The organism is Klebsiella sp. SWET4 (genome assembly GCF_024296565.1).
Taxonomy (GTDB): Bacteria; Pseudomonadota; Gammaproteobacteria; order Enterobacterales; family Enterobacteriaceae; genus Klebsiella; species Klebsiella variicola.
This window is the reverse complement of the sequence record NZ_JANCOB010000002.1, coordinates 228,585-254,062: the sequence shown is the minus strand read 5'-3', so window position 1 is coordinate 254,062 and position 25,478 is coordinate 228,585. Positions and strand designations below refer to the sequence as shown.

The 25,478-nt window shown below is 58.0% G+C and carries 25 protein-coding genes; 10 read left to right on the top strand and 15 right to left on the bottom strand.

The annotated features are described in order from the left end of the window. Nucleotides 1–39 precede the first annotated feature (39 nt). The 3 genes from NKJ21_RS08040 to NKJ21_RS08030 all read right to left on the bottom strand — a co-directional run bounded on the left by NKJ21_RS08040 (nucleotide 40) and on the right by NKJ21_RS08030 (nucleotide 3,430). Nucleotides 40–1,221 carry a PLP-dependent aminotransferase family protein gene (locus NKJ21_RS08040; protein WP_032733815.1) on the bottom strand — a complete coding sequence of 394 codons (1,182 nt, stop codon included), beginning with the start codon at nucleotides 1,219–1,221 and terminating at the stop codon, nucleotides 40–42. A gap of 144 nt (nucleotides 1,222–1,365) precedes the next feature. Beyond that, nucleotides 1,366–3,231: a bifunctional glutathionylspermidine amidase/synthase gene (gss, locus tag NKJ21_RS08035; RefSeq protein WP_008806494.1), complete on the bottom strand. Its 1,866-nt coding sequence runs from the start codon at nucleotides 3,229–3,231 to the stop codon at nucleotides 1,366–1,368. Nucleotides 3,232–3,307: 76 nt separating this feature from the next. Further along, a complete protein-coding gene (locus NKJ21_RS08030; protein ID WP_046881918.1) occupies nucleotides 3,308–3,430 on the bottom strand; it encodes a hypothetical protein in 123 nt (40 codons plus the stop codon). A 20-nt stretch (nucleotides 3,431–3,450) separates the two neighbouring features. Here NKJ21_RS08030 and NKJ21_RS08025 point away from each other — a divergent pair, with 20 nt between their 5' ends. Further along, nucleotides 3,451–4,011: a thioredoxin domain-containing protein gene (locus NKJ21_RS08025; protein ID WP_008806495.1), complete on the top strand. Its 561-nt coding sequence runs from the start codon at nucleotides 3,451–3,453 to the stop codon at nucleotides 4,009–4,011. Nucleotides 4,012–4,058: 47 nt separating this feature from the next. Beyond that, a complete protein-coding gene (gene yghU / locus NKJ21_RS08020) occupies nucleotides 4,059–4,925 on the top strand; it encodes a glutathione-dependent disulfide-bond oxidoreductase (RefSeq protein WP_008806496.1) in 867 nt (288 codons plus the stop codon). A gap of 72 nt (nucleotides 4,926–4,997) precedes the next feature. Here yghU and NKJ21_RS08015 read toward each other — a convergent pair whose 3' ends face one another. The 5 genes from NKJ21_RS08015 to exbB form a co-directional block, all read right to left on the bottom strand. Beyond that, nucleotides 4,998–5,285, bottom strand: a complete 288-nt coding sequence (locus NKJ21_RS08015) for a DUF2623 family protein (protein ID WP_094917576.1) — start codon at nucleotides 5,283–5,285, stop codon at nucleotides 4,998–5,000. Between the two features lie 78 nt (nucleotides 5,286–5,363). Beyond that, on the bottom strand, nucleotides 5,364–6,251 hold the full coding sequence (gene yghX / locus NKJ21_RS08010; RefSeq protein WP_012967220.1) for a YghX family hydrolase: 888 nt from the start codon (nucleotides 6,249–6,251) through the stop codon (nucleotides 5,364–5,366). 122 nt (nucleotides 6,252–6,373) lie between these two features. Then, nucleotides 6,374–6,868, bottom strand: a complete 495-nt coding sequence (locus tag NKJ21_RS08005) for a TIGR00645 family protein (RefSeq protein ID WP_008806498.1) — start codon at nucleotides 6,866–6,868, stop codon at nucleotides 6,374–6,376. 140 nt (nucleotides 6,869–7,008) lie between these two features. Further along, nucleotides 7,009–7,434, bottom strand: coding sequence for a TonB system transport protein ExbD (exbD, locus tag NKJ21_RS08000; protein WP_002916785.1), 426 nt, complete (start codon nucleotides 7,432–7,434; stop codon nucleotides 7,009–7,011). A 6-nt stretch (nucleotides 7,435–7,440) separates the two neighbouring features. Beyond that, on the bottom strand, nucleotides 7,441–8,172 hold the full coding sequence (gene exbB / locus NKJ21_RS07995; RefSeq protein WP_004174395.1) for a tol-pal system-associated acyl-CoA thioesterase: 732 nt from the start codon (nucleotides 8,170–8,172) through the stop codon (nucleotides 7,441–7,443). Between the two features lie 250 nt (nucleotides 8,173–8,422). Here exbB and metC point away from each other — a divergent pair, with 250 nt between their 5' ends. Beyond that, nucleotides 8,423–9,610 (top strand): cystathionine beta-lyase, encoded by a 1,188-nt coding sequence (gene metC / locus NKJ21_RS07990; RefSeq protein ID WP_254732828.1) that lies wholly within the window; start codon nucleotides 8,423–8,425, stop codon nucleotides 9,608–9,610. Between the two features lie 131 nt (nucleotides 9,611–9,741). Continuing rightward, complete coding sequence (gene yghB / locus NKJ21_RS07985) at nucleotides 9,742–10,401, top strand: DedA family general envelope maintenance protein YghB (protein ID WP_004205217.1); 660 nt, start codon at nucleotides 9,742–9,744, stop codon at nucleotides 10,399–10,401. Between the two features lie 49 nt (nucleotides 10,402–10,450). Here the strand turns inward: yghB and NKJ21_RS07980 are convergent, their stop codons facing one another. After that, nucleotides 10,451–11,350 carry an AraC family transcriptional regulator gene (locus NKJ21_RS07980; protein WP_012967218.1) on the bottom strand — a complete coding sequence of 300 codons (900 nt, stop codon included), beginning with the start codon at nucleotides 11,348–11,350 and terminating at the stop codon, nucleotides 10,451–10,453. A gap of 196 nt (nucleotides 11,351–11,546) precedes the next feature. Between NKJ21_RS07980 and yqhD the strand changes: the two genes are divergently transcribed. Both yqhD and dkgA read left to right on the top strand, forming a co-directional pair. Beyond that, nucleotides 11,547–12,710, top strand: a complete 1,164-nt coding sequence (gene yqhD / locus NKJ21_RS07975) for an alcohol dehydrogenase (RefSeq protein ID WP_008806500.1) — start codon at nucleotides 11,547–11,549, stop codon at nucleotides 12,708–12,710. Nucleotides 12,711–12,855: 145 nt separating this feature from the next. Next, on the top strand, nucleotides 12,856–13,683 hold the full coding sequence (gene dkgA, locus NKJ21_RS07970; protein WP_008806502.1) for a 2,5-didehydrogluconate reductase DkgA: 828 nt from the start codon (nucleotides 12,856–12,858) through the stop codon (nucleotides 13,681–13,683). A gap of 86 nt (nucleotides 13,684–13,769) precedes the next feature. On the opposite strand, the gene NKJ21_RS07965 is transcribed toward dkgA, so the two are convergent. The 6 genes from NKJ21_RS07965 to NKJ21_RS07940 all read right to left on the bottom strand — a co-directional run bounded on the left by NKJ21_RS07965 (nucleotide 13,770) and on the right by NKJ21_RS07940 (nucleotide 22,236). After that, nucleotides 13,770–16,043 carry a YgiQ family radical SAM protein gene (locus NKJ21_RS07965; protein WP_012540546.1) on the bottom strand — a complete coding sequence of 758 codons (2,274 nt, stop codon included), beginning with the start codon at nucleotides 16,041–16,043 and terminating at the stop codon, nucleotides 13,770–13,772. Nucleotides 16,044–16,076: 33 nt separating this feature from the next. Then, entirely contained in the window at nucleotides 16,077–17,489 is a 1,413-nt protein-coding gene (ftsP, locus tag NKJ21_RS07960; RefSeq protein ID WP_008806504.1) for a cell division protein FtsP, read from the bottom strand. Nucleotides 17,490–17,572: 83 nt separating this feature from the next. Further along, nucleotides 17,573–18,310 carry a 1-acylglycerol-3-phosphate O-acyltransferase gene (gene plsC, locus NKJ21_RS07955; RefSeq protein ID WP_254732826.1) on the bottom strand — a complete coding sequence of 246 codons (738 nt, stop codon included), beginning with the start codon at nucleotides 18,308–18,310 and terminating at the stop codon, nucleotides 17,573–17,575. Between the two features lie 191 nt (nucleotides 18,311–18,501). Continuing rightward, nucleotides 18,502–20,760 carry a DNA topoisomerase IV subunit A gene (parC, locus tag NKJ21_RS07950; RefSeq protein WP_008806506.1) on the bottom strand — a complete coding sequence of 753 codons (2,259 nt, stop codon included), beginning with the start codon at nucleotides 20,758–20,760 and terminating at the stop codon, nucleotides 18,502–18,504. A gap of 121 nt (nucleotides 20,761–20,881) precedes the next feature. Further along, nucleotides 20,882–21,751, bottom strand: a complete 870-nt coding sequence (locus tag NKJ21_RS07945; RefSeq protein WP_012967217.1) for a GyrI-like domain-containing protein — start codon at nucleotides 21,749–21,751, stop codon at nucleotides 20,882–20,884. Between the two features lie 77 nt (nucleotides 21,752–21,828). Next, nucleotides 21,829–22,236 (bottom strand): YgiW/YdeI family stress tolerance OB fold protein, encoded by a 408-nt coding sequence (locus tag NKJ21_RS07940; RefSeq protein ID WP_008806508.1) that lies wholly within the window; start codon nucleotides 22,234–22,236, stop codon nucleotides 21,829–21,831. Between the two features lie 149 nt (nucleotides 22,237–22,385). Here NKJ21_RS07940 and qseB point away from each other — a divergent pair, with 149 nt between their 5' ends. From qseB to NKJ21_RS07920, 4 genes are all read left to right on the top strand, one after another. Further along, nucleotides 22,386–23,045 carry a quorum sensing response regulator transcription factor QseB gene (gene qseB / locus NKJ21_RS07935; RefSeq protein WP_008806509.1) on the top strand — a complete coding sequence of 220 codons (660 nt, stop codon included), beginning with the start codon at nucleotides 22,386–22,388 and terminating at the stop codon, nucleotides 23,043–23,045. Then, nucleotides 23,042–24,391, top strand: coding sequence for a quorum sensing histidine kinase QseC (qseC, locus tag NKJ21_RS07930; protein WP_239270434.1), 1,350 nt, complete (start codon nucleotides 23,042–23,044; stop codon nucleotides 24,389–24,391). Before qseB ends, qseC begins: the two co-directional genes overlap by 4 nt. A gap of 106 nt (nucleotides 24,392–24,497) precedes the next feature. Further along, nucleotides 24,498–25,079 carry an NAD(P)H-dependent oxidoreductase gene (locus tag NKJ21_RS07925; protein ID WP_008806511.1) on the top strand — a complete coding sequence of 194 codons (582 nt, stop codon included), beginning with the start codon at nucleotides 24,498–24,500 and terminating at the stop codon, nucleotides 25,077–25,079. 81 nt (nucleotides 25,080–25,160) lie between these two features. Continuing rightward, nucleotides 25,161–25,475: a putative quinol monooxygenase gene (locus tag NKJ21_RS07920; protein WP_008806512.1), complete on the top strand. Its 315-nt coding sequence runs from the start codon at nucleotides 25,161–25,163 to the stop codon at nucleotides 25,473–25,475. Nucleotides 25,476–25,478 lie beyond the last annotated feature (3 nt).

Genomic DNA, 25,478 nt, shown 5'->3' with positions numbered 1-25,478 from the left:
GGGCTGTGCGCCGTCGTTACGCGGCGCACAGCAGAGTCATTACAGGGAGGCCGCCAGCCGCTCAACGGCCGTCAGCAACCCGGCCTCAGACACCGTGGAGTAGGAGAGACGCAGAGTACGGGTATCCGGCTTATCGTGATAGAACGCTTCGCCAGGAACGTAGACTACGCCGTTTTCCAGCGTTTTCTTCATCCATTCCATGGTATCGAACGGATAGCGGAAACGCGCCCACAGGAACATGCCACCCTGCGGGCGGCTGAATTCCAGGTGCTCGCCAAGGCGGCTTTCCAGCGCGTCGGCCAGCGCCACACACTTCTTGCGGTAGTCTTCGCGAATCAACGCAATCTGGTTCTCCAGCCGGTTCATGCCAAGGTACTCCGCGGTGATCACCTGCGACAGCATATTGGTATGCAGATCCGCCGCCTGCTTGACGATCACCGTCTGCTGCGCCAGCCAGTCCGGCATCACGACCCAGCCGATGCGCATCCCCGGCGCGAGGATCTTCGAAAAGGTCGAGGTGTAGACCACCTGATCTTCACAGCCCAGCTCAACCGCGTGCTGATAGAGCGGGCGTCGAACGGCGTCAGTGAAGCTAATTTCGCCATAGGGATCGTCTTCCAGAATGACGAAGTCATATTTTTTCGCCAGCTCAACCAGGTGACGACGACGCGTCTCGCTCAGCGTTTTGCCGCCGGGGTTGCCGAACGTCGGCACCAGATAAACGGCTTTGACGCGGGTGGTCTCCAGCAGGTCGGCCAGTTGCTCCACCAGCATCCCGTCATCATCGGTGTCGACACTGAGAATATTGGCCTGCGCCAGCTGAAACACCTGCAGCGCCGCCAGATAGGTAGGACGCTCAACGACAATAGTGTCACCTGGATCGAGCAGCGTACGAGCAACGATATCCAGCGATTGCTGCGAGCCGGAGGTGATATAGACCTGAGCGGGAGAACAGGTCACGCCACGGGAGTGACAGATTTCACTCACCGCCTGGCGCAACGGCGGGTAGCCCTCCGTCAGACCGTACTGGAATGCGTCATGAAAACGTTCGCTCATCACCTTCTGCACCGCCAGCTCCAGGCCTTCGGTATCAAACAATTCCGGGGCCGGAATGCCGCCGCCAAGCGAGATCACGCCGGGCAGTTTACTGTGCTTGAGAAGTTCGCGGACGGCGGAGGGCTTGAGTTCACCCGCGCGGGCGGCGAGACGCCGATCGTGCATACTATTTTCCTTTTCTGTCTTGTTGTTGTGTTAATTATCTTCGCTTCGTTGCAGGTGTTCCCGGCGGCGCTGACCATGCCGGGGCTATCCTTTTCTGTACGTTGTCACCCGGACAGGGGTATGCCGCTACCCGGGTTTCGCACGTCATGCTTTGTCTTTCAAAACGATTAACGGCTCGATATCGCTCTCTTTTTTCACCACCAGCGACGAATCGCCGCGCAGGCAGGTACCGCCGTAGTTACCGCCGACGGTAAATGTGCACACCTGAATGTACTTACCGTCCACTTTCGGCAGGCACCACAGCTGCTGGTAGATATTCTTGCGATCGACAAACTGGCCGCTGGTCTTATCCAGAACCTCATCCTGAGGACCGATCAAATCGATATTGTTCCCGCAGCGTCCGGAAATGGGCTTCACGGCATAGCCGGTTTTCGCCAGCTCGTCGTTAACCACAAAATCGGTATCCAGCAGATAGCGATGATGCGGGAACAGCGACCACAGCACCGGCAGAATCGCTTTGTTACCCGGGATCACCGTCCACAGGGGTTCGAATACCAATACTTCAGGACGCAGCAGGACGTCAATCAGCCGCACCTCATTCTGCGGATGTCCGGTACGAATCGGCACCGCCGCGTACTCATCGGCGCTGACTTCGCGCACCTGCTCAATGGCGGTTTCCCATGCCCAGGTTTTCCAGACGCAGTTGACCAGCCGCCCGTCAGCGTCAATCAGCTGGCCGGCAGCGTCCCAGCGCAGCTCATCAAGGCCAAAGAGAATTTTGCTCTCAAAACCGGCCTGGGTCAGCGAACGCTGAATAAATTTCGCGTGGTAATTCTCTTCCAGATCCTTGTCCTGCATGATGTGGACGAAGGGCCGCGCCCGGCTGTGTTTCCACGCCCCCGCCAGCTCATCGAGCAGACCTTCCGCCGGATTGTGGCCGGTGCCGTAGTAGCCCTGCTTCAGCCACTGCTCAAGGATCAACCCGCCTTCGGTATGGCAGGAGGCGGAGTCGGCATTGTATTCGTACACCTTCAGCCCGCGCTCGTCCATGCAGAAATCCATGCGCCCGGTGATCATATGATGACGACGGCGCTGCCAGGAGAGACGCAGACGCGGCCAGAGGATTTTCGGGATATCAAACAGCGCCAGCAGGTTATCATCCTTCATCACCTTATCGGTGGCGTGCAGATACATCAGGTGTAGCTCGTTAGTGGCTTTGATCAGCTCCTGTTCGGCGCTTTCGCTGATGGTGAAATACTGGTAGGGATCCTGGTTGATGAAATGGCCGTTGGCCGCCACGTAGGCTTTCTGCAGCGGATCTTTCTCGTTCAGCCATTTGCCGCGGAACTGGCCGTTGTTCGGCAGCCGCGCGCCTTTGATCGCCATCGCCTCGCCCGGCAGCACCGGCTGCGGCAGGCTGTGTTCGGTATCGGCGGTCTGGATCATCCAGCCTAAAATTTCGGTATCGGTAAAGGTATCTTTGATGGTGTACCGGCCGGCGTTGACCTCGAGGGTCAGCTCGCGGGTCCACTGCTGGCCCTGCGGCAGCGGCGAGTGAATGACGTTCTGCTCGGCGATACGCACTTTATTGCCGACAAGCTGGGTGATCACCGCGACGTGGCCGGTGTGCTTAAACTCGCCTCCCTTCTGCCAGATCAGTAACGAACCGGCGATGGGCGGACGGCGGGAACCGTTGGCGAAGGCCTGCAGCGGCAAAATATTGTCATTGACCACTTCACGCAGGAAACGCAGGGAGAAGATTTCATATGCCATCCCCACATCGGTAAAGACAAACCCGTAGGTCAGGAACAGAAAGCGGCGTGCAAACTCGACGCACTGCCATTTATGCCCCATATACTCATTGCCGATGTAGCTGCGAAACGTCGCATCATCCGGGTAGTCTTGCGGATTTAAGCTACTGTAATTCGATGAATAAATCGCCACGCCGCCGGGCGCGTAGCCTAACAATGTCCCAAACGGGGCGTCACTGCTTGTCGATCCTTTGCTCATTTAGCCTGACCTCAAATTAATGCAGCCCGGGCAGTTGGCGAAACAAAACTCCCTCTTCTTATCCTGCCGCAGGCACTTACCAGACAGAGGTGTAACGATGATACCACTCATTCGTTTCGCTAATCGTGCCGTTAAGGAAAATAACCCTGCAGCCGGAAGCAAAAGTGATATCGTTATCGGTGATATAACAAAAAAACAACGCAACATCAGGAGTCGACAATGAGCACACCCTCGCATCTGAATGCCCAACCGCTGGTCTGGGGACACGGCCCGCGGACGTTTGAGGTGTTCCTTGAGCCCACCTGCCCCTACTCTGTCCGCGCGTTTAATAAGCTCGACGACCTGCTTGATGAGGTCGGCGCCGATAACGTCACCATCAAGATACGCCTGCAGTCGCAGCCGTGGCATCTGTTCTCCGGGGTGATTGTCCGCTGTATCCTCGCCGCGTCTACCCTGCCGCACGGCAGAGAGCAGGCGCATAAAGTGATGCAGGCCGTGGCCGACCATCGGGAAGAGTTTGAGTTTATCGATCACTGCAGCGGGCCGAATATGAACGCCACGCCGCAGCAAATCATTGAACGCATTGAACGTTACAGTCACGTGCTGCTGGGGGCCGCCTTTGCCCGCCCGGAGCTGCAGGACGTGATCAAGTGGCACAGTAAATACGCCCGTCAGAACGGCATTCACGTCTCGCCGACCTTTATGGTCAATGGCCTGGTGCAGCCGGATCTGGGCAGCGGTGATGATGTCAGCGTGTGGGCTGCGCGGATTATGGCCTGAGGTCACCTGCTACACTTTTTGTACATCCACGAAAAAGGCAAACCAGCATGTCAGAGCAAAACTACCAGCCACCCAAAGTGTGGGAATGGAAGCAAAACAGCGGCGGCGCGTTCGCCAATATCAACCGTCCCGTTTCCGGCGCGACCCATGAACGCGTCCTGCCGGTCGGTACCCATCCGCTCCAGCTATACTCACTGGGCACGCCCAACGGCCAGAAGGTGACGATCATGCTGGAGGAGCTGCTGGCGCTGGGCGTCAGCGGCGCGGAGTACGACGCCTGGCTAATACGCATTGGCGAAGGGGATCAGTTTTCCAGCGGCTTTGTCGATATCAACCCGAACTCGAAGATCCCGGCCCTCAGCGACCACTCCACCACGCCGCCGACCCGGGTATTTGAGTCCGGCAACATTCTTCTCTATCTGGCGGAAAAATTTGGCTTCTTCCTGCCAAAAGATCCTGCCGGCCGCACCGAAACCCTCAACTGGCTGTTCTGGCTGCAGGGCGCGGCGCCATTCCTCGGCGGCGGCTTCGGCCACTTCTATAACTATGCGCCGGTGAAGATCGAGTACGCGATCGACCGCTTTACGATGGAAGCCAAACGCCAGCTCGACGTGCTGGACAAACAGCTCGCCCGCGGTCGCTATGTGGCCGGCGAGGAGTACACCATCGCCGATATGGCTGTCTGGCCGTGGTATGGCAACGTAGTGCTGGGCAATGTCTATAACGCGGCGGAGTTCCTCGACGCCGGGAGCTATAAAAACGTGCTGCGCTGGGCGCAGGATGTCGGCAACCGTCCGGCCGTCAAGCGCGGACGCATCGTCAACCGCACCAACGGCCCGCTCAATGAGCAGTTACATGAGCGCCACGACGCCCGCGACTTTGACACCCAAACGGAAGATAAGCGCCAGGCGTAAGGCCTTCACCCTTTCCCGCTGACGGGAAAGGGTTCCCACCACAGGACGGCTCCACCTGCGAAGCCGTCCTGTTTAGCTTTCCAGCCGATAGCCCGCCAGAAAATAGCGCATCGCCATACCCGACCCACTTTCTTTGAAGAAATCCATCACCATATCTCTGTCAAGGCCATAGCGACGGGTCAGGATCCCCGCCTCCCACGCGCTGAGCTGACGGTCGCCGGTTTTTTCAAACATGCGGTGCGAGTAGCCGAGCACAAACCCGCGTTTATAGTCGGCGCAAAAATTCGCCGCATGCGCGGCGGTGTCAGCATAGGATGCCTGTAGCCCCGCCATTAAGCCTTTGCCAAAATGATTTTCCATCGCGCCCTCCCAATCGTTATATAATAAATTATATAGCGTTTTTTTGAGCGAGCGGTAGCGCTATTTATGACGTTTGCGCTAGCGTAAATACTTCTCAAACCATGCCAGCGTGCGTTGCCAGGCCAGATCAGCCGCAGCCCGATCGTAGCGCGGCGTGGAATCATTATGAAAGCCGTGATTCACGCCCTGATAGAGATAGGCCTCGTAGACTTTATGGTGTTCCTTCAACGCCTGTTCATAGGCGGGCCAGCCTTCATTAATGCCGCTATCGAGGCCGGCATAGTGCAGCAGCAGCGGCGCTTTAATTTTATCGACCTCCTTCAGCGGCGGCTGGCGGCCGTAAAACGGCACCGCGCAGGCTAGCTCCGGGATCGCCACCGCCGCCGCGTTGCTGACGCCGCCGCCGTAACAAAACCCGGTGATACCGACCTTCCCCGTCGCCTGTGGATGCTTCGCCATAAACGCGACCGCCGCAAAAAAATCATTCATCAGCTTCACGGGATCGACTTTCTGCTGTAGCAAGCGGCCTTCATCATCATTCCCCGGATAGCCGCCGACGGCGCTCAGGCCATCAGGCGCCAGCGCGATATATCCCGCTTTCGCGACCCGCCGGGCTACGTCTTCAATGTAGGGATTCAGGCCTCGGTTCTCATGTACCACCACAACGGCGGGCGCTTTGTCGGCTATTTTCGTCGGCGTCACCAGGTAAGCCCGCACTTCGCCGTGGCCGTCAGGAGAGGGATAATGAATATACTCCGGACGGATATCCGGATCGGTGAACGGTACCTGCTCTGCCAGGGCATAGTCGGGCTTCAGCAGATTAAACAGCGCCAGCGCGGTCATCCCGCCGACAGTATATTTCCCCGCCAGCTGGAGAAACTCGCGTTTGCTGATTTTGCCGTGGGCATAGTAGTCATAATACTCGAGCAGCTGCTGCGGGAAATCTTTGGCCGTTAATCGCGTCATCACCCTGCCTCCGTTGTTAAGCGCCCTTTAAGCAAAGCAGAAGCCCGGACATACGCCAGCGCAGAGAAGCAGAAACGGGGGAGAAAAAAGCCCAGCGGCTAACACCGCCGGGAGAGAAGAGATCAGTGTTTCACTTTGTTCAGACGATCGAGATAGCCCATCACAAAGGCCGAAAGGACGAAGGTCAGGTGGATAATCACGTACCACATCAGCTTGTTGTCCGGCACGTTTTTCGCATCCATAAACACCCGCAGCAGGTGGATAGAGGAGATCGCCACAATTGACGCCGCGACTTTATTCTTCAGAGAGGTGGCGTCCATTTTACCGAGCCAGCTCAGCTTCTCTTTCCCTTCATTGATATCCAGCTGCGACACGAAATTCTCATAGCCCGAGAACATCACCATCACCAGCAGGCCACCCACCAGGGTCATGTCCACCAGCGACAGCAGCGTCAGGATCAATTCCGACTCGCTGACGCTGAAGATATGCGGCAGAACGTGGACGATCTCCTGAAAAAATTTGATGGTCAGCGCGACCAGTCCCAGCGAAAGGCCAAAATAAACCGGTGCCAGCAGCCAGCGCGAAGTGTACATAGCGTTTTCCAGAAAGCGTTCCATATAATCCTGTTAGTTAACAAAAAGAAGCGACATTATATCTCAGACAGATAACGTGATGGCAACGCCAGGCCAACACATCGCCGGCAGACGGCCATAAAAAAGGCCGGCGCGCGGCCAGCCTTTTCAGGAACAGAATCGGGTTATTTGGCTTTGACGGTCTCTTCGCCCACCAGCCCGATCTTGAGATAGCCCGCCTGATGCAGGGTATCCATCACTTTCATCATCGTCTCGTAATCGACGGTTTTATCCGCGCGGAAGAAGACAGTGGTATCTTTTTTGCCGGCGGTCAGGCTATCCAGGGCATTAATCATATTCGCTTCGGTCACCGGGTCGTTGCCGAGGAACATGCTCTTATCCGCCTTCACCGACAGATAGATGGGTTTTTCCGGTCGCGGTTGCGGCTGGCTGGAGGAGGCCGGCAGATTCACCTTCACGTCAACCGTCGCCAGCGGCGCAGCCACCATAAAGATAATCAGCAGAACCAGCATGACGTCGATAAACGGCGTCACGTTGATCTCATGCATTTCGCCGTTATCGTCCAGATTTTCATTAAGACGCATCGCCATAGCCGATCAACCTACCCGTAATTTCTGCGCGCTACGCACCGGCTTCACACCGCTGGCGCTGAGGTCCAGGTCGCGACTTTGCAGCAGCAGCACCTGAGCGGCGACGTCGCCGAGCGAGGCCTTGTAGCTGCCAATCATGCGGGCAAAGATGTTATAGATGACCACCGCCGGGATGGCGGCGAACAGGCCGATGGCCGTCGCCAGCAGCGCTTCCGCGATGCCCGGCGCTACCACCGCAAGGTTGGTAGTCTGCGTCTGGGCGATACCGATAAAGCTGTTCATGATGCCCCAGACGGTCCCGAACAGACCCACGAACGGCGAAATGGCGCCGATGGTGGCCAGATAACCATTGCCGCGCCCCATATGGCGACCGACCGCCGCGACGCGGCGCTCAAGGCGGAAACCGGTGCGTTCCTTGATGCCTTCATTGTCTTCCGCACCGGCAGAGAGTTCGAGTTCGTTCTGCGCTTCATTGATAAGCTGGGTGGTCAGGCTCTTCGCCTCAAAGGCGCTGGCGATATCGCTGGCCTGATCGAGAGAGCGGGCTTCCGCCAGCTGCTGCTGTTCACGTTTGAGGCGACGCTTGCTGGCGAGGATTTCCGCCCCTTTGCCGAAAAAGATGGCCCAGGTGACGACCGACGCCAGAATCAGGCCAATCATCACCACCTTAACGACAATATCGGCATGATGATACATACCCCAAACGGAGAGATCCGCCTGCATCAAATTATTACCCACGCTCTATCTCCACGACGATAATCACAAAATCTGCCCACAATAATATCAAAACGACATCGAATTGATAGTGGTTCTCATTAGTATTTACACTGTGCAGCAAATCACGTTTATTTTCCTTGCGCTCACGCAGTAAAAAAGCGGCTTACTGCGGGCCTGGTAAAATTTTCGCCTGTATCGGCGCCGCACTGGTACAGAAAAGAAGATTCATGCTAGTTTAGACGTCCAGACGTATAAAAACAGGTTCATCAACATGGCTGATAAACATCTTGATACCGCGCTGGTCAACGCCGGACGGAGCAAAAAATATACCCAGGGCTCAGTGAACAGCGTGATCCAGCGCGCGTCATCGCTGGTTTTCGACACCGTGGAAGCTAAAAAACACGCCACCCGCAACCGGGCTAACGGCGAGCTGTTCTACGGGCGTCGCGGCACCCTGACCCACTTCTCGCTGCAGGAAGCGATGTGCGAGCTGGAAGGCGGCGCCGGCTGCGCCCTCTTCCCCTGTGGTGCGGCCGCGGTGGCCAACACCATCCTGGCGTTCGTCGAACAGGGCGACCATGTGCTGATGACCAATACCGCCTATGAGCCAAGCCAGGATTTTTGTACCAAAATTCTCGCTAAACTCGGCGTCGCCACCAGCTGGTTCGATCCCTTAATCGGCGCCGATATTGCCCGTCTGGTTCGCCCTGAGACCCGCGTGGTGTTCCTGGAATCGCCCGGCTCCATCACCATGGAAGTGCATGATGTGCCAGCGATTGTCGCCGCCGCGCGTCAGGTCGCGCCGGAAGCGATTATCATGATCGATAACACCTGGGCGGCGGGGATCCTGTTCAAAGCGCTGGATTTTGGCATCGATATTTCTATTCAGGCAGGCACCAAATACCTGATCGGCCATTCCGACGCCATGGTCGGCACTGCGGTGGCGAACGCGCGCTGCTGGCCGCAGCTGCGTGAGAATGCCTATCTGATGGGGCAAATGCTGGACGCCGATACCGCCTATATGACCAGCCGCGGCCTGCGCACTCTGGGCGTGCGCCTGCGTCAGCATCATGAGAGCAGCCTGCGCATCGCCGAGTGGCTGGCGCAGCATCCGCAGGTGGCGCGGGTCAACCACCCCGCCCTGCCCGGCAGTAAAGGCCATGAGTTCTGGAAGCGCGATTTTACCGGCAGCAGCGGGCTGTTCTCGTTTGTGCTCAACAAGCGTCTCAACGACGCTGAGCTGGCAGCGTATCTCGACAACTTCAGCCTGTTCAGCATGGCCTACTCGTGGGGCGGCTTTGAATCGCTGATTCTGGCCAATCAGCCGGAGCAAATCGCTCACATCCGACCGGATGCGGAAGTCGACTTCAGCGGCACGTTGATCCGTTTGCACATTGGTCTCGAAAATGTTGACGATCTGCAGGCGGATTTAGCAGCGGGCTTCGCGCGTATCGTGTAAAGTGACAGTCAGTGGCAACAATAGCGGACGCTTTTTAGCAAAGCGGCCGCTTTTGTTGCGCCCGGGATCAAGGTGCTCGGGTCTCTTCAGGAGTACACTAGTCAACAATACGGTACCACTTAGGAAAGTCCATGGTTGTCATTCAAGAGATTGTCGCCGCGTTGTGGCAACATGATTTTGCCGCATTGGCGAACCCTCACGTTGTGGGCGTTGTATATCTGGTTATGTTCGCCACCCTGTTTCTGGAAAACGGGCTGCTGCCCGCGTCCTTTTTACCGGGGGACAGCCTGCTGCTGCTCGCCGGCGCGCTGATTGCTAAAGGCGTCATGGACTTTGTGCCCACTATCGCCATTCTGACCGCCGCCGCCAGCCTCGGCTGCTGGCTGAGCTATGTGCAAGGGCGCTGGCTGGGCAATACGCAAACGGTGAAAGGCTGGCTGGCGCATCTGCCGCATAAGTACCATCAGCGCGCCACCTGTATGTTTGATCGCCACGGCCTGCTGGCGCTGCTCGCGGGCCGCTTTCTGGCATTTGTCCGCACCCTGCTGCCAACCATGGCGGGGATTTCCGGCCTGCCGAACCGCCGCTTTCAGTTCTTCAACTGGCTGAGCGCCCTGCTGTGGGTTGGCGTGGTCACGGGTCTCGGCTATGCGCTGAGCATGATCCCGTTTGTGAAGCGCCATGAAGATCAGGTCATGACCTGCCTGATGATCCTGCCGATTGCTCTGCTGCTGGCGGGCCTGCTCGGCACGCTGTTCGTGGTGATCAAAAAGAAATACTGCAGCGCCTGACGGCCACCTGCCGGGGGGCCTGCGCCCGCCCGGCTTGCCCTTCCCGATATTACATGCCCTGCATCGTGCGAATTCGTGCGGCATCTTCCCCGGGCGTCATACCGAAGTAGCGCTTAAACTCGCGGCTGAACTGCGAAGGACTTTCATACCCCACCCGCATCGCCGCCGCGCTGGCCTTCATGCCGTCATGGATCATCAGCATACGCGCCTTGTGCAAACGGTAGGTTTTCAGATACTGCAGCGGTGAGGTACTGGTCACTGATTTAAAATTATGGTGAAACGCCGAGACGCTCATATTCGCTTCCGCCGCCAGCCGATCGACGCTCAGGTTTTCGGTGTACTGGCTCTCGATGTGTTTCAGCACGCGACTTATCAAACTGAAATGGGTCTGTCGGCTGACCAACGCCAGCAGTGCGCCGCCGCAGGGGCCCGTCAGCACATAGTAGAGGATTTCACGGATAATCTGCTTGCCAAGAATGCGCGCGTCCAGCGGACGATCCATGACGTCGAGCAGCCGTTCGGCAGCGCATAAAATATCTTCGGAAAGCACTGCCGAATTTATTCCGCTGGAGGCGACGGCGGGCTGAAACAGCGGATCCTCGCCAATATCCATCAGCAGCTCCTGCAGTTGCAGGATATCGACGTTCAGACGCATCCCGGCGAGGGGCACCTCCGGGGTGGCAAAGGTTTCGCATTCGAAGGGCAGCGGCACGGTCAGCAGCAGATATTCATTTGTGTCGTAGCGAAAAGTCCGCTCATTGATATAACCAATTTTATGGCCGGAAAAGAGAAAAACGATCCCCGGCTGATACATCACCGGCGTCCGGGTACCCGGCTGCGTCCCATACAGCAGGCGGACGTCAGGCAGCAGCGAACTTAACAGTTCGTGCTTATCTTTCAGCTGGTTAATCTTCTCTGTCAATATCTGGCATATCTGTGCGTGTTGCATTGCCACCGCCTCTCCCGATGTTTCTTCACCCATACATTGTGCGCAGGCTGGCGAGAATTCTCCAGCCACATGGAGAAATAGGCAAGACATCGGCAGAAATGTGCATTGAGGGTCAACGGCGCCAGGACCACAATAACCGTCATCTGGCAGCGGTATCGTCCCTGTCGGCGGTTTTACTCTTTTGAGGACACTAGCAATGAATAATTTTGACCTGCATACCCCAACCCGCATTCTGTTTGGCAAAGGCGCGATTGAAAAGCTGCGTGAACAGATCCCGGCGGAGGCTCGCGTACTGATCACCTACGGCGGCGGCAGCGTGAAAAAAACGGGCGTCCTGGATCAGGTACTCACCGCCCTGAATGGCCTGGATGTCCTTGAATTTGGCGGCATCGAGCCGAACCCGTCTTACGAAACTCTGATGAACGCCGTGAAGCTCGCCCGTGAAGAGAAGGTCACCTTCCTGCTGGCGGTCGGCGGCGGTTCAGTACTGGATGGCACCAAGTTCATCGCCGCGGCGGCCCATTACGACGCCGCTATCGATCCATGGGAAATTCTGGAAACTTACGGCAGTAAGATCGCCAGCGCCATTCCAATGGGTTCGGTTCTGACTCTGCCAGCGACCGGTTCTGAATCAAACAAAGGGGCGGTGATTTCGCGGAAAACCACCGGCGACAAACGCGCGTTTATGTCTTCGCACGTCCAGCCACAGTTCGCGATCCTCGACCCGGTTTACACCTACACTCTGCCACCGCGCCAGGTCGCCAACGGCGTGGTTGACGCCTTCGTCCATACCGTTGAACAGTACGTCACCTACCCGGTTGACGGCAAAATTCAGGACCGTTTCGCCGAAGGCATTCTGCTGACGCTGGTGGAAGATGGCCCGAAAGCGCTGCAGGAGCCAGAGAACTACGACGTGCGCGCTAATATTATGTGGGCGGCGACTCAGGCGCTGAACGGTCTTATCGGCGCTGGCGTACCGCAGGACTGGGCGACCCATATGCTCGGCCACGAACTGACGGCGATGCATGGTCTGGATCACGCCCAGACGCTGGCTATCGTGCTGCCGGCGCTGTGGAATGAGAAACGCGATACCAAGCGCGCGAAGCTGCTGCAGTATGCCGAGCGCGTATGGAATATCACCGAGGGCTCCGAAGAACAGCGTATCGATGCCGCTATTGCCGCAACCCGTAGTTTCTTCGAGCAGATGGGGGTGCCGACCCGCCTCTCCGATTACGGTCTCGACGGTAGCTCCATCCCGGCGCTGCTGGCGAAACTGGAAGAGCACGGCATGACCAAACTGGGCGAACATCAGGATATCACCCTGGACGTCAGCCGCCGTATTTACGAGGCTGCTCGCTAATTTAACCCCGCCTGATTCACCTCTCCTTACGTTAAACAAACGTCGGGGAGAGGTGTTTTTACTACCGTTTTTAGCTATTTCGTCCAGACTTAATGCTACCCCTCGGCGGATTCTGCCTCGCCGAGTTCATTAACAGGAGGAAGGCATGACACATCCAACCGTTATAAAACTACACGACGGCAACCTGATGCCGCAGCTGGGTCTCGGCGTGTGGAAAGCTGGCAACGAGGAAGTCGTCTCCGCCATTCATAAGGCGCTGGAAGTCGGTTATCGCTCCTTTGACACCGCCGCCGCGTACCAAAATGAGGCCGGCGTCGGCAACGCGCTGCACAGCGCAGGCGTCAATCGCGATGAGCTGTTCATCACCACCAAGCTGTGGAACGACGATCAAAAACGGCCGCACGAGGCGCTGAAAGAGAGCCTCAGCAAGCTGAAGCTCGACTATGTGGATCTCTATTTAATCCACTGGCCGGTGCCGGCGATCGGCCATTACGTCGAAGCCTGGCAGGCGCTGATCGAGCTGCAGCAGCAGGGGCTGGCGAAAAGCATCGGCGTGTGTAATTTCCAGGTCCCGCATCTGCAGAAGCTGATTGATGAAACCGGCGTCGCACCGGTGATCAACCAGATTGAGCTCCATCCGCTGCTGCAGCAGCGTCAGCTGCACGCCTGGAACGCCACCCACAAGATCCAGACCGAATCCTGGAGCCCGCTGGCCCAGGGCGGTAAAGGGGTGTTCGATCAGAAAGTCATCCACCAGCTCGCCGATAAGTACGGCAAAACGCCGGCGCAAATCGTCATCCGCTGGCATCTTGATAGCGGTCTGGTGGTGATCCCGAAATCAGTGACGCCGTCGCGTATCGCGGAAAACTTTAACGTCTGGGATTTCCGTCTCGACAAAGACGAACTCAGCGAAATCGCGAAGCTGGACCAGGGCAAGCGTTTAGGGCCCGATCCGGATCAGTTTGGCGGCTAACATATAAAAAAGCCGGATAACGCTGACGCTTATCCGGCTCTCCAACTGGCCCGGTCAGCAAAGCGCTACCGGGCACAACGTCAGGCTTAACGCCCGGCGACTTTACCGCGTTTGACCGGTTTTTTCGCCGTCGTTTCACCGTTAGAACGCTGATGTACAATCGGCGTGTGCTTGGTCAGCGCCGGACGGGTATGGCGGTTCTGGCGACGCGCTTCGCGCATCTCATCCAGCGTCGGGGCAGGCACCAGGCAGTCGCGGCGTGAGCCAATCAGGTGCTTTTTACCCATCGCCTCCAGCGCCTGACGGATCAGCGGCCAGTTTGCCGGATCGTGATAGCGCAGCAGCGCTTTATGCAGACGGCGCTGTTTATCGCCCTTCGGCACCACCACCTCTTCGCTCTTATAGCCAATCTTGCCCAGCGGGTTCTTGCCGGTGTAATACATAGTGGTCGAGTTCGCCAGCGGCGACGGATAGAAGTTCTGCACCTGGTCGAGACGGAAGCGATGTTTCTTCAGCCACAGCGCCAGGTTCACCATATCTTCATCACGGGTCCCCGGGTGAGCGGAGATAAAGTACGGGATCAGATACTGTTCTTTACCCGCCTGCTTCGAATAGGTATCAAACAATTCTTTAAAGCGGTCGTAGCTGCCCATCCCCGGCTTCATCATCTTCGACAGCGGCCCCTCTTCGGTATGCTCCGGGGCGATCTTCAGATAGCCGCCGACGTGGTGGGTCGCCAGCTCTTTGATATAGCGCGGATCTTCGACGGCGATGTCATAGCGTACGCCAGAGGCAATGAGGATCTTCTTAATGCCCTTCAGCTCACGGGCGCGACGGTAAAGATTGATCGTCGGCTCATGGTTGGTATCCATGTGCGGGCAGATATCCGGGTAGACGCAGGAGAGACGGCGGCAGGTCTGCTCGGCGCGTGGCGATTTGCAGCGCAGCATATACATGTTGGCCGTTGGTCCGCCGAGATCGGAGATCACCCCGGTAAAGCCGGGCACCGTGTCGCGAATGGCTTCGATTTCATTAATGATCGAATCTTCTGAACGGCTCTGGATAATGCGCCCTTCGTGCTCGGTGATTGAGCAGAACGAACAGCCGCCGAAGCAGCCGCGCATGATGTTGATCGAGAAACGGATCATCTCATACGCCGGGATACGCGCGTCGCCGTAAGCAGGATGCGGCACACGCTTGTAAGGCAGCGCGAAGACGCTGTCCATCTCTTCAGTCGAGAGCGGGATTGCCGGCGGGTTGATCCAGATATAGCGTTCGCCATGCTTTTGCATCAGCGCCCGGGCGCAGCCGGGGTTGGTTTCATGGTGCAGAATACGCGAAGCGTGAGCGTACAGGACCTTATCGCCTTTCACCTTCTCGAAGGAAGGCAGCAGCACATAGGTCTTTTCCCACGGTTTGGGCCGCGGCGGCTGCACGGTGATGCTTTTGGCTTCCTGCTTTTTCGGCGCAACCGGCTTGTTATCGGCACACGGCAGATCCTCACCGTACGGATGCGGGATCGGGTCAATTTTGCCAGGCGTATCCAGGCGGGTGGAATCGACGCCGCTCCAGCCCGGCAGCGCCTCTTTCACCATGATGGCGGTATTGCGCACATCGCGGATCTGGTCGATGGTTTCGCCCATCGCCAGGCGATGCGCGACTTCCACCAGCGGACGCTCGCCGTTGCCGAACATCAGCATATCGGCCTTGGAGTCCACCAGCACCGAGCGGCGCACGGTATCGGACCAGTAATCATAATGCGCGGTACGGCGCAGGCTGGCCTCGATGCCGCCGAGGATCACCGGCACGTCTTTCCACGCCTCTTTACAGCGCTGGGTGTAGACCAGGGTGGCGCGGTCCGGGCGTTTACCCGCCACGTTGCCGGCGGTGTAAGCATCGTCATGGCGCAGCTTACGGTCGGCGGTGTAGCGGTTGATCATCGAGTCCATATTGCCGGCGGTCACGCCGAAGAACAGGTTCGGCTTACCCAGGCGCATAAAGTCGTCTTTGCTGTTCCAGTCCGGCTGGGAAATGATCCCCACCCGGAACCCCTGCGCCTCCAGCATACGGCCGCAGATGGCCATCCCGAAGCTCGGGTGGTCGACGTAGGCGTCGCCGGTCACCAGAATAATGTCGCAGCTATCCCAGCCAAGTTGGTCCATCTCTTCACGCGACATCGGTAAAAATGGCGCAGGGCCAAAACAGGCAGCCCAGTATTGCGGCCAGGAAAAAAGGTCACGATCCGGTTGGATCAGGGATATTGCGCTCATATTGCTTCCGGGGGAAATGATAAAAAAATAACCAAAAGGGCGTGGATTATAAGCCGGAATGATAGTGGAAATGAAGGAGGATTTTCTCAAACCCTGACCGTGTTCCGGCCAGGGTTGAAGAGATTACGGCGCGGGATTCACCAGCATCTGGCCGATCGAGCCGCGGTCGGCAAGCTCCAGCGTCTGGCTCAGATACTGGAACGGGAAGTGCGGCCACGACGGCTGAGCATAGTAGACCAGCAGTTCAACCTGCCCGTCGACCCACACGGTGTCCTTCCAGCCGCGATCTTCCGGGAAGGGCGACGAGCCGTTGACGTTACGGATCTGGAACATCACCCCTTCAATATGGAACGACTGCGGGCGGTCGGCGCGCACCGTCCAGCGCTCCCAGGTCCCCTGTTGCGCCGTGATATCAATACGCTGCGGATCCCACAGCTGGCCGTTGATGCCCGGATCGTCGCCAAGGGTGATATCCCGGCTGCGGATCGGCGTGCCGGAGAGCAGTTCGGTCGGCAGCAGACGCACCGGCAGACTGTCGGTGACCAGCGGCAGCAGCCCGGTCGGGCGCAGGGTCAACACCAGCGTGGAGACCAGGATGCTTGACGGTTCAAAAAAGCCGCGGATACGGTCGACAATACTCGCCGCTTCTCCGCAGGTAATGGACACTTCATCGCCGTTGGTCATATCGACCAGAATTTCACGCCGTTCCCCCGGCCCCAGCGACAGCTGCTTGAGCGAGACCGGCGCCGGCAGGAACCCCTGGTCGCCGGAAATCACATGCAGCAGTCGGCCATCGCTCATCTGCAGCTGATAGCGCCGGGAGTTGGAGGCGTTCAGCAGGCGCAGGCGCACCCAGCCGCGCGACACTTCGACATAGGGGCTCTGCACGCCGTTAACCAGCAGCGTATCGCCAACGAAGCCGCCGCTCCCCGGTTCGCTATATTCCGGCGTGCCGAAGTTATCCAGCCGCTTGTCCTGAATAATCACCGGGAAGTCATCAACGCCGTAGTGGTTAGGGATTGGCAGGTTCTTGCTGACCTCATCTTCCACCAGCCACATGCCGGCCAGGCCGTTGTATACCTGCTTCGCCATCCGGTTCGGCGTGTTGGCCTGATACCACAAGGTGGCAGCGCTCTGGCGGATAGGCAGCACCGGCGCCCAGTCGGCGTTCGGCGACATCATACGCGCCGCGCCGCCGATCAGCGGGCCAGGCACCTGCAGACCGCGGATGGTCATCGCGACATTCTCAGTCAGACGGTTGCTGTAGATAAGCTTGACGTCGTCCCCGCTCCAGACGCGGATCGTCGGCCCCATGTAGCGGCCATTGATCCCCCAGACGGGGGCGCGAGTGCCTGGCGTAAACGACCAGTGCGAACGCTGCAGCGTCAGAAACAGCGGCTGACCGCGACGCGATTCCAGCAGCGGCGGAACCGGCAGCGCAAGCTGCTGGCCGGCGGCATGGGCTTTCAGCGGCGCGGCGCCAGCGCACAGCGCTACGCCGGAAGCCTTAATAAACTGACGCCGACTGAGTGACATATTAACTCCATGACATACTGACAAATGAAAAAGGGAATTCGTTTCCCGCCAGCAATACGCGCGCGTTGGCGGCGTTTCCTGTCTTATGACTTTTTAGCCGCTTCGCGCGCGGCCACTTCGTTGTCCAGCTCAGCAATTTTGGCGGCCATCAGCTCGCGGCAATGCGTCGCCAGCGCGCGCACGTTGTCTTTACCGAACTGGCTGGTATCCACCGGCGGCAGCATCTCAACAATCACCAGACCGTTGTTCCAGCGGTTGAGCTTAATTTTGTTCGATGTGTTGGACACGCACACCGGAATAATCGGTACGCCAGCGGCGATCGCCGCGTGAAAGGCGCCGGTTTTAAAAGGCAGCAGGCCGCGGCCGCGACTGCGGGTCCCTTCCGGGAACATCCAGAACGAAATTTTACGCTTTTTAAAGGCATTCACCACTTCAGCAATGGTGCCATGCGCTTTGGTTCGGTTATTACGGTCAATCAGCAGGTTGCCCGTCAGCCAGTAGAGCTGGCCAAAGAACGGGATCCACAGCAGGCTTTTTTTACCTACGGTGACCGTCGGCGGCTGCACGATGTTCGACGCCGTCACCATATCATAGTTGTTCTGGTGGTTAGCGATGTAGATCGCGTTGCCATAGCTTTCCGCATCAGCAGGTTTGCGCAGTTCCACCTTCAGGCCAAATACCGGAGATAAGCGGCCAAACAGATGGCCGAAAGTGGCAACATGTTTTGGATTACGCGGGCTGAACAAGCAGTACAGACAGCCAAGTATGCACACCACGATGCAATAAGTGACCACGAAAATTACTCGAAAAATGAATAGCATAGCTACCTCTAAAACCCAAACCGCTTAGAATTATTCGCTGCTGACAGAAGGCAGGCTCATCAGTTCTGCGCAGGCCGGGACCGTTATTCCTGGGTCCCTGGAGATGGACATTGTTAATCGCAACGCCTGAATAAACAACGATTTTGCGGCATTTTTTCGCCTCCTCCCGTCAAAGACGGGAGGAGTGGCGTTTACTCTTCGCTATCGCCTGCCGCGGCGCGGCGCGGCGAGTCGATTTCAACACGGTCGATCTTCTGCAGCCCGCGCATCAGCGAACCGCGGCGACCACGCTCGCCGGTGACTTTTTGCAGCTCTTCCGGACGCAGTTTGATTTTCCGTTTGCCAACATGGATGGTGAGCGTGCTCTGCGGTGGCAGGATAAACAGATGCGCCAGGCCATCCTGCCCGGCGGCGGCTTCCGCCGCAGGAATGCTGATAATTTTGTTGCCCTTGCCTTTCGACAGCTGCGGTAGATCGCTCACCGGGAACATCAGCATCCGTCCGGCTGCCGTGATGGCCAGCAGCATATCGGACTCGTCCTCAATCACCAGCGGCGGCATCACGTGCGCGTTGTCAGGCAGGGTGATCAGCGCTTTACCGGCACGGTTGCGCGCCACCAGATCGTTGAAGGTGCAGACAAAACCGTAGCCCGCGTCGGAAGCCATCAGCAGCTTACGATCGTCGCTTTCCATCAGCATATGTTCCACGGTCGCCCCCGGCGGCAGAGTCAGCTTACCGGTAAGCGGCTCGCCCTGGCCACGCGCGGAAGGCAGGGTAATCGGATCGATGGCATAGCTGCGCCCGGTGGTATCGATAAACACCACCGGCTGGTTGCTCTTGCCTTTCGCCGAGGCCTTCCAGCTGTCGCCCGCTTTATAGCTCAAGCCCTGAGCGTCGATGTCGTGCCCTTTGGCGCTCCGCACCCAGCCCATCTGCGACAGAACGATAGTCACTGGCTCAGACGGCTGCATATCATGCTCGCTCATCGCTTTCGCTTCTTCACGTTCGTGAAGCGGCGAGCGGCGTTCGTCACCGAAAGCATCGGCATCAGCCTGCAGCTCTTTTTTCAGCAGGTTGTTCATTTTACGCTCAGAAGCCAGAATCGCCTGCAGCTGGTCGCGCTCTTTTTCCAGCTCGTCCTGCTCGCCGCGGATCTTCATCTCTTCCAGTTTGGCGAGGTGGCGCAGTTTTAATTCCAGAATCGCTTCCGCCTGGGTTTCGCTGATGCCAAAGCGCGACATCAGGGCTGGCTTCGGTTCATCTTCGGTGCGGATGATCTCGATCACTTCATCGATATTGAGAAACGCCACCAGCAAACCTTCAAGGATATGCAGGCGCTTAAGCACTTTCTCTAACCGATGGTTCAGACGGCGACGCACGGTATCGCGACGGAACACCAGCCACTCGCTGAGGATCTCCAGCAGGTTTTTCACCGCCGGGCGTCCGTCGAGGCCGATCATATTGAGGTTGATGCGGTAGCTTTTTTCCAGATCGGTAGTAGCAAACAGGTGGTTCATCACCTGTTCCATATCCACCCGGTTGGAGCGCGGGACGATCACCAGACGGGTCGGGTTTTCGTGGTCCGATTCGTCGCGCAGATCGTCAACCATCGGCAGCTTTTTATTGCGCATCTGCGCCGCAATCTGCTCCAGCACTTTGGCGCCGGAAACCTGGTGCGGCAGCGCGCTAATCACCACCGCGCCGTCCTCTTTGCTCCACACCGCGCGCATGCGCACTGAGCCGCGTCCGTTCTGGTAGATTTTGCGAATTTCCGCCCGCGAGGTGATGATCTCCGCCTCGGTCGGGAAATCCGGCCCCTGCACGATATCCAGCAGTTCGTCGAGAGTCGTTTTCGGCTGCTCAATCAGGGTAATAGCCGCTTTGGCCACTTCACGCAGGTTGTGCGGCGGAATATCAGTGGCCATACCCACCGCGATGCCGGTGGTGCCATTAAGCAGGATGTTCGGTAGACGCGCAGGCAGCATTTTCGGCTCCTGCAGCGTCCCGTCAAAGTTTGGTACCCAGTCGACCGTTCCCTGTCCCAGCTCGCTGAGCAGCAGTTCAGCATACTTCGACAGGCGGGACTCGGTGTAACGCATGGCGGCGAAGGATTTCGGATCGTCCGGCGCACCCCAGTTTCCCTGCCCGTCTACCAGCGGGTAACGGTAAGAGAACGGCTGCGCCATCAGCACCATCGCTTCATAGCAGGCGCTGTCGCCGTGCGGGTGATATTTACCCAACACGTCGCCGACGGTGCGGGCGGACTTTTTGAATTTCGCGCTGGCGTTCAGCCCCAGCTCGGACATCGCGTAGACGATGCGACGCTGGACCGGTTTTAAGCCATCGCCAATAAACGGTAATGCCCTGTCCATGATCACGTACATGGAGTAGTTCAGGTAAGCATTTTCCGTAAATTCATGCAGCGCAAGGCGCTCTGCCATATCGCTCATTAATCGTGGATCCTCAATCTGGGTACCGACCGTTCGGACGGCAAAACTACCCGCGATAATACCCGATCTCACGCCCTGAGTCACAGGCCGTGAGATCGGCTGAGGATTCCGTCACGCTTAATCAGGCCAGCGGCAGATAAATATCGGTTTGCAGTTCATGCTCAGCCACCTCATGGACAAAATTGAGGTAACGGAAGTACACCGGAAAATCCCGTAACGTCTCGCCTGACGCGGGTAACCAGTCGCGATAGAGAAACCAAACGCTGTTCGCCAGCGTGTCCAGCGAGCCGTGATGGCGCACGACGGCGCAGCGTCCGCCGGGGATTTCGCCGTTAATCACGCCAAAGGCGTTTTCACCGACCGGCCCAGCGACCGTACCGCAGATATCAAAACGAAATGCCTCCTGCGGGGTGGTCTGCGGATCGTCCCAGGCGATACCCCAGGTATCGCTGGTGGCGACGGGCGATAATCCGCTCGTCTTACGCCAGGCGATAAAACGCGCGGCGGTGGTGTTGACAAGGTCCGGGCTGCCGCGATGTTGCAGTACGGCTATCCGGGTGGTGGGGAAGGAAATGATGTTGACGTCCATCGACGTTTGCTCCTGTAGCGTATGTTTCGGTACGCGTCGATGCCACTCGGCCCAGTCCGGTTGCTGACGGAATTGGGTCGGGCTTTGGTCAAACGCGGTACGGAAGGCACGACTGAACGACTCCGCATTCTGAAATCCGGCATCAAGGGCAATATCGATGACTTTATCGCGGGGGTTGAACGCCAGGCGCCAACAGGCGCGTCGCAGACGCAACCACTGAATATACCGGTACAATGGAATGCCGGTATAAGCGCTAAATTGCCGGTGAAAATGGTAAGGCGAACTGTGCGCTATCGCGCTCAGCGTCTCCAGCGACAGCGGCTCATCAAGATGGCGCGCAATGTACCTACAGACACGCTGGAAGCGCCCGACATACGCCGGGCTGGCCTTAATATCGTTCATCGTCTCCTCCTCGCGACATACTCTGACAGAGCGAGGATCGCGATGCCTGACCGATCTTGCGCTTATCTGACGAAGACTTATGGCGCGATTTTACGGATCTGTTTAACGTCGATTTCTACTGAGTTCCAGTCCTTATCGACTTCCCCCTGAATTTCTACTGTGTCCTGCGGGCCGACGGTCACGCCGTTCCAGCGCTTGTGGTCGATATCGACATTGATCACCCCGGAAGCATCCTGGAATTTATACAGATCGTCAGAAATGCGCTCGGTTATCTTGCCGCGCAGGGTCACCCAGGTATCGTCCCGCAGCGATTTGGCATTGGCGACGGTGGTCACCGCGCCGCTCGGGCCGGTGAATCCGCCAGCCTGCGCGGTGGAACTGACCTGCGTGGTCGAAGAAGGACCGGTAAACCCGCCCTGTTCGGCAGCCAGCACCGGCATGGAAACCAGGGCAACGATCGCGGTCATCGCAGCAATTTTCTTCATGATGTGTTCTCCCTTCGTGTTGATATGGCTCCTATTACGCCCGACAAAACTTAACGACTTCTTAAGCGGAAAAAAGAAATTTTAATGCTGTACATCACCCGCTTCAACGCGGTTTACTGCGCAAAGAAACAGGATCGTCGGAGGGAAACATGCGCATATTACTGGTGGAAGATGACAAGCTGATCGGCGACGGCATCAAAGCCGGGCTGAGCAAAATGGGCTTCAGCATTGACTGGTTTACCGCCGGGCTGGAGGGCAAAAATGCCTTATATAGCGCCCCCTACGACGCCGCAATCCTGGATCTCACCCTCCCCGGCATCGATGGCCTCGATATTCTGCGCGAATGGCGGGACAAGGGCCGCCATGAGCCAGTGCTGATCCTTACCGCCCGCGATGCGCTCAGCCAGCGAGTGGAGGGGCTACGGCTCGGCGCCGATGACTATCTGTGCAAACCTTTCGCCCTGATTGAAGTGGCGGCGCGCCTCGAAGCGTTGATCCGTCGCGCGCACGGCCAGAGCAGCAGCGAGTTGCGCCACGGCAAGGTGAGCCTCGACCCGAACCGCTTAACCGCCAGCCTCGACGGCGAGAGCCTGGTGCTAAAGCCGAAAGAGTTCGCCCTGCTGGAACTGCTGCTGCGTAACGCTGGTCGCGTACTGCCGCGCAAGCTTATCGAAGAAAAGCTCTACACCTGGGACGACGAGGTCTCCAGCAACGCCGTGGAAGTTCACGTCCATCATCTGCGCCGCAAACTCGGTAGCGGATTTATCCGCACTGTCCACGGCATAGGCTATACCCTGGGTGACGCATGAAACGACTTGCCCGCATGAGCCTGCGCGTCCGTCTGACGCTGCTGTTTGCTGTGCTGACCGCGGCCGCCTGGGGCGTCGCCAGCGTGATCGCCTGGCAGCAAACCAGCAAAAAGCTGGATAAGCTGTTCGATACCCAGCAGTTGCTGTTCGCCCGCCGCCTGAGCGCCATGCATTTCGATGAACTCCGCGTCCCGCCCGAATCGCTCGGTGAAAAGAAAAAGGTGCGGCATGGACACATCGACGACGACGCGCTGGCGTTCGCCATCTTCACCCGCGACGGCACCATGGTGCTCAACGACGGCGAGAACGGGGAGGATATCCAGTGGAGCTCACAGCGCGAGGGGTTCAGCAATGGCTACCTGCGCGGCGATGATGACGAGTGGCGCTTCCTGTCGTTAACCACTGCCGATGGTCGCCATCGCATCGTCGTCGGTCAGGAGTGGGATTATCGGCGCGAAATGGCGATGGATATCGTGACCTCGCAGCTCACCCCGTGGATGATCGCCCTGCCGCTGATGTTCGTGCTGCTTATCGTGCTGTTAAGCCGCGAACTGGCGCCGTTGAAAAAGCTGGCGCGCACGCTGCGCCTGCGCGCGCCGGACTCAGCGGAATCGCTCAGCGTGGAGAAGATCCCCTCCGAAGTCCGCCCGCTGGTCGAGGCTCTGAATCAGCTGTTCCAGCGCACCCATGACGCCATGCTGCGCGAACGTCGGTTTACCTCTGATGCCGCCCATGAACTGCGCAGCCCGCTGGCGGCGCTGAAGGTACAGACCGACGTCGCCCAGCTCTCTATGGACGATGCAGAAGGACGTGAGAAAGCGCTGGCCCAGCTCCACCAGGGGATCGATCGCGCCACCCGGCTGGTCGATCAACTGCTGACGCTGTCGCGGCTGGACTCACTCGCCCAACTGGACGACGTGCAGCCGGTCGCCATCGACGACCTGCTGCAGTCGGCGGTGATGGAGATGTATCACCATGCGCAGCAGTCCGCCATTGAACTACGCCTACACCTGAATGCCAGTCATATCGTTCACACCGGCCAGCCGCTGCTGCTCAGCCTGCTGGTGCGCAACCTGCTGGATAATGCCGTACGCTATAGCCCGCGCGGCAGCCAGGTTGATATCACCCTCAACGGCCGCGAGTTTCGGGTGCGTGATAACGGCCCAGGCATTAGCCCGCAGGCGCTGGCGCGCATCGGCGAGCGTTTTTATCGCCCGCCGGGGCAGGACGCGCCGGGCAGCGGCCTGGGCCTGTCTATCGTCCGGCGCATCGCCTCGCTGCACGGCATGCAGGTTGATTTCGCCAACGCGCGCGACGGCGGCTTCGAAGCCCGCGTGTACTGGTAGCGAGATTATTGCTCATTTGGCAAAAGACTTTGCACATTTTGCTCATTTTACTGCCCCGCTTCGCGGGGTAAGATCATCGGCAAATTTTCAAGATTGAGGACAAATGATGAGCAACATCCTGATTATCAATGGCGCAAAAAAGTTCGCGCACTCGAATGGCCAGCTGAACGACACCCTGACCGAGGTCGCGGAGAGTTATCTGCGCGACGCCGGGCACGATGTTAAAAGCGTTCGCGCCGAAAGCGAGTACGACGTAAAAGCAGAAGTGCAGAATTTCCTCTGGGCCGATGTGGTGATCTGGCAGATGCCGGGCTGGTGGATGGGCGCCCCGTGGACGGTGAAGAAATATATGGATGATGTCTTTACCGAAGGCCACGGCTCGCTGTACGCCAGCGACGGTCGTACCCGCTCCGACGCCAGCAAAAAATATGGCTCCGGCGGCCTGGTGCAGGGGAAAAAATATATGCTCTCCCTGACCTGGAACGCGCCGATGGAAGCCTTCACCGACGAAGACCAGTTCTTCCACGGCGTCGGCGTTGACGGCGTTTACCTGCCGTTCCATAAGGCTAACCAGTTCCTGGGAATGGAAGCGCTGCCGACCTTTATCGCCAACGACGTGATTAAAATGCCTGATGTCCCACGGTATATCGCAGAATATCGCAAGCATCTGGCGGAAATTTTTGGTTAACTACAGGTCTACGCTCTACATATTTCGAGTTATTCGAACCTGGAGTATGACGAGATACACACAGAAGGAGTTGAGTTAACCATGTTAACAGTGATTGCAGAAATCCGTACCCGCCCGGGCCAGCACCACCGTCAGGCGGTTCTCGATCAGTTCGCGAAAATCATTCCGACCGTTTTGCAGGAGGCCGGCTGCCACGGCTACGCGCCCATGGTAGATCATGCCGCCGGCGTCAGCTTCCAGACCACGGCCCCCGACTCTATCGTCATGGTGGAGCAGTGGGAAAGCGTCGCGCATCTTGAAGCGCACCTGCAAACGCCGCACATGAAAGCCTGGTCGGAAGCGGTCAAAGGCGATGTGCTGGAGACCACCATCCGTATCCTGCAGCCTGGCGTCTAAGCC

Excerpts from the sequence above, each read along its gene's own strand:
- NKJ21_RS08040 (WP_032733815.1), bottom strand. The coding sequence starts at position 1,221 with ATGCACGATCGGCGTCTCGCCGCCCGCGCGGGTGAACTCAAGCCCTCC.
- gss (WP_008806494.1), bottom strand. The coding sequence starts at position 3,231 with ATGAGCAAAGGATCGACAAGCAGTGACGCCCCGTTTGGGACATTGTTA.
- NKJ21_RS08025 (WP_008806495.1), top strand. The coding sequence starts at position 3,451 with ATGAGCACACCCTCGCATCTGAATGCCCAACCGCTGGTCTGGGGACAC.
- yghU (WP_008806496.1), top strand. The coding sequence starts at position 4,059 with ATGTCAGAGCAAAACTACCAGCCACCCAAAGTGTGGGAATGGAAGCAA.
- NKJ21_RS08015 (WP_094917576.1), bottom strand. The coding sequence starts at position 5,285 with ATGGAAAATCATTTTGGCAAAGGCTTAATGGCGGGGCTACAGGCATCC.
- yghX (WP_012967220.1), bottom strand. The coding sequence starts at position 6,251 with ATGACGCGATTAACGGCCAAAGATTTCCCGCAGCAGCTGCTCGAGTAT.
- NKJ21_RS08005 (WP_008806498.1), bottom strand. The coding sequence starts at position 6,868 with ATGGAACGCTTTCTGGAAAACGCTATGTACACTTCGCGCTGGCTGCTG.
- exbD (WP_002916785.1), bottom strand. The coding sequence starts at position 7,434 with ATGGCGATGCGTCTTAATGAAAATCTGGACGATAACGGCGAAATGCAT.
- metC (WP_254732828.1), top strand. The coding sequence starts at position 8,423 with ATGGCTGATAAACATCTTGATACCGCGCTGGTCAACGCCGGACGGAGC.
- yghB (WP_004205217.1), top strand. The coding sequence starts at position 9,742 with ATGGTTGTCATTCAAGAGATTGTCGCCGCGTTGTGGCAACATGATTTT.
- NKJ21_RS07980 (WP_012967218.1), bottom strand. The coding sequence starts at position 11,350 with ATGCAACACGCACAGATATGCCAGATATTGACAGAGAAGATTAACCAG.
- yqhD (WP_008806500.1), top strand. The coding sequence starts at position 11,547 with ATGAATAATTTTGACCTGCATACCCCAACCCGCATTCTGTTTGGCAAA.
- dkgA (WP_008806502.1), top strand. The coding sequence starts at position 12,856 with ATGACACATCCAACCGTTATAAAACTACACGACGGCAACCTGATGCCG.
- ftsP (WP_008806504.1), bottom strand. The coding sequence starts at position 17,489 with ATGTCACTCAGTCGGCGTCAGTTTATTAAGGCTTCCGGCGTAGCGCTG.
- plsC (WP_254732826.1), bottom strand. The coding sequence starts at position 18,310 with ATGCTATTCATTTTTCGAGTAATTTTCGTGGTCACTTATTGCATCGTG.
- parC (WP_008806506.1), bottom strand. The coding sequence starts at position 20,760 with ATGAGCGATATGGCAGAGCGCCTTGCGCTGCATGAATTTACGGAAAAT.
- NKJ21_RS07945 (WP_012967217.1), bottom strand. The coding sequence starts at position 21,751 with ATGAACGATATTAAGGCCAGCCCGGCGTATGTCGGGCGCTTCCAGCGT.
- NKJ21_RS07940 (WP_008806508.1), bottom strand. The coding sequence starts at position 22,236 with ATGAAGAAAATTGCTGCGATGACCGCGATCGTTGCCCTGGTTTCCATG.
- qseB (WP_008806509.1), top strand. The coding sequence starts at position 22,386 with ATGCGCATATTACTGGTGGAAGATGACAAGCTGATCGGCGACGGCATC.
- qseC (WP_239270434.1), top strand. The coding sequence starts at position 23,042 with ATGAAACGACTTGCCCGCATGAGCCTGCGCGTCCGTCTGACGCTGCTG.
- NKJ21_RS07925 (WP_008806511.1), top strand. The coding sequence starts at position 24,498 with ATGAGCAACATCCTGATTATCAATGGCGCAAAAAAGTTCGCGCACTCG.
- NKJ21_RS07920 (WP_008806512.1), top strand. The coding sequence starts at position 25,161 with ATGTTAACAGTGATTGCAGAAATCCGTACCCGCCCGGGCCAGCACCAC.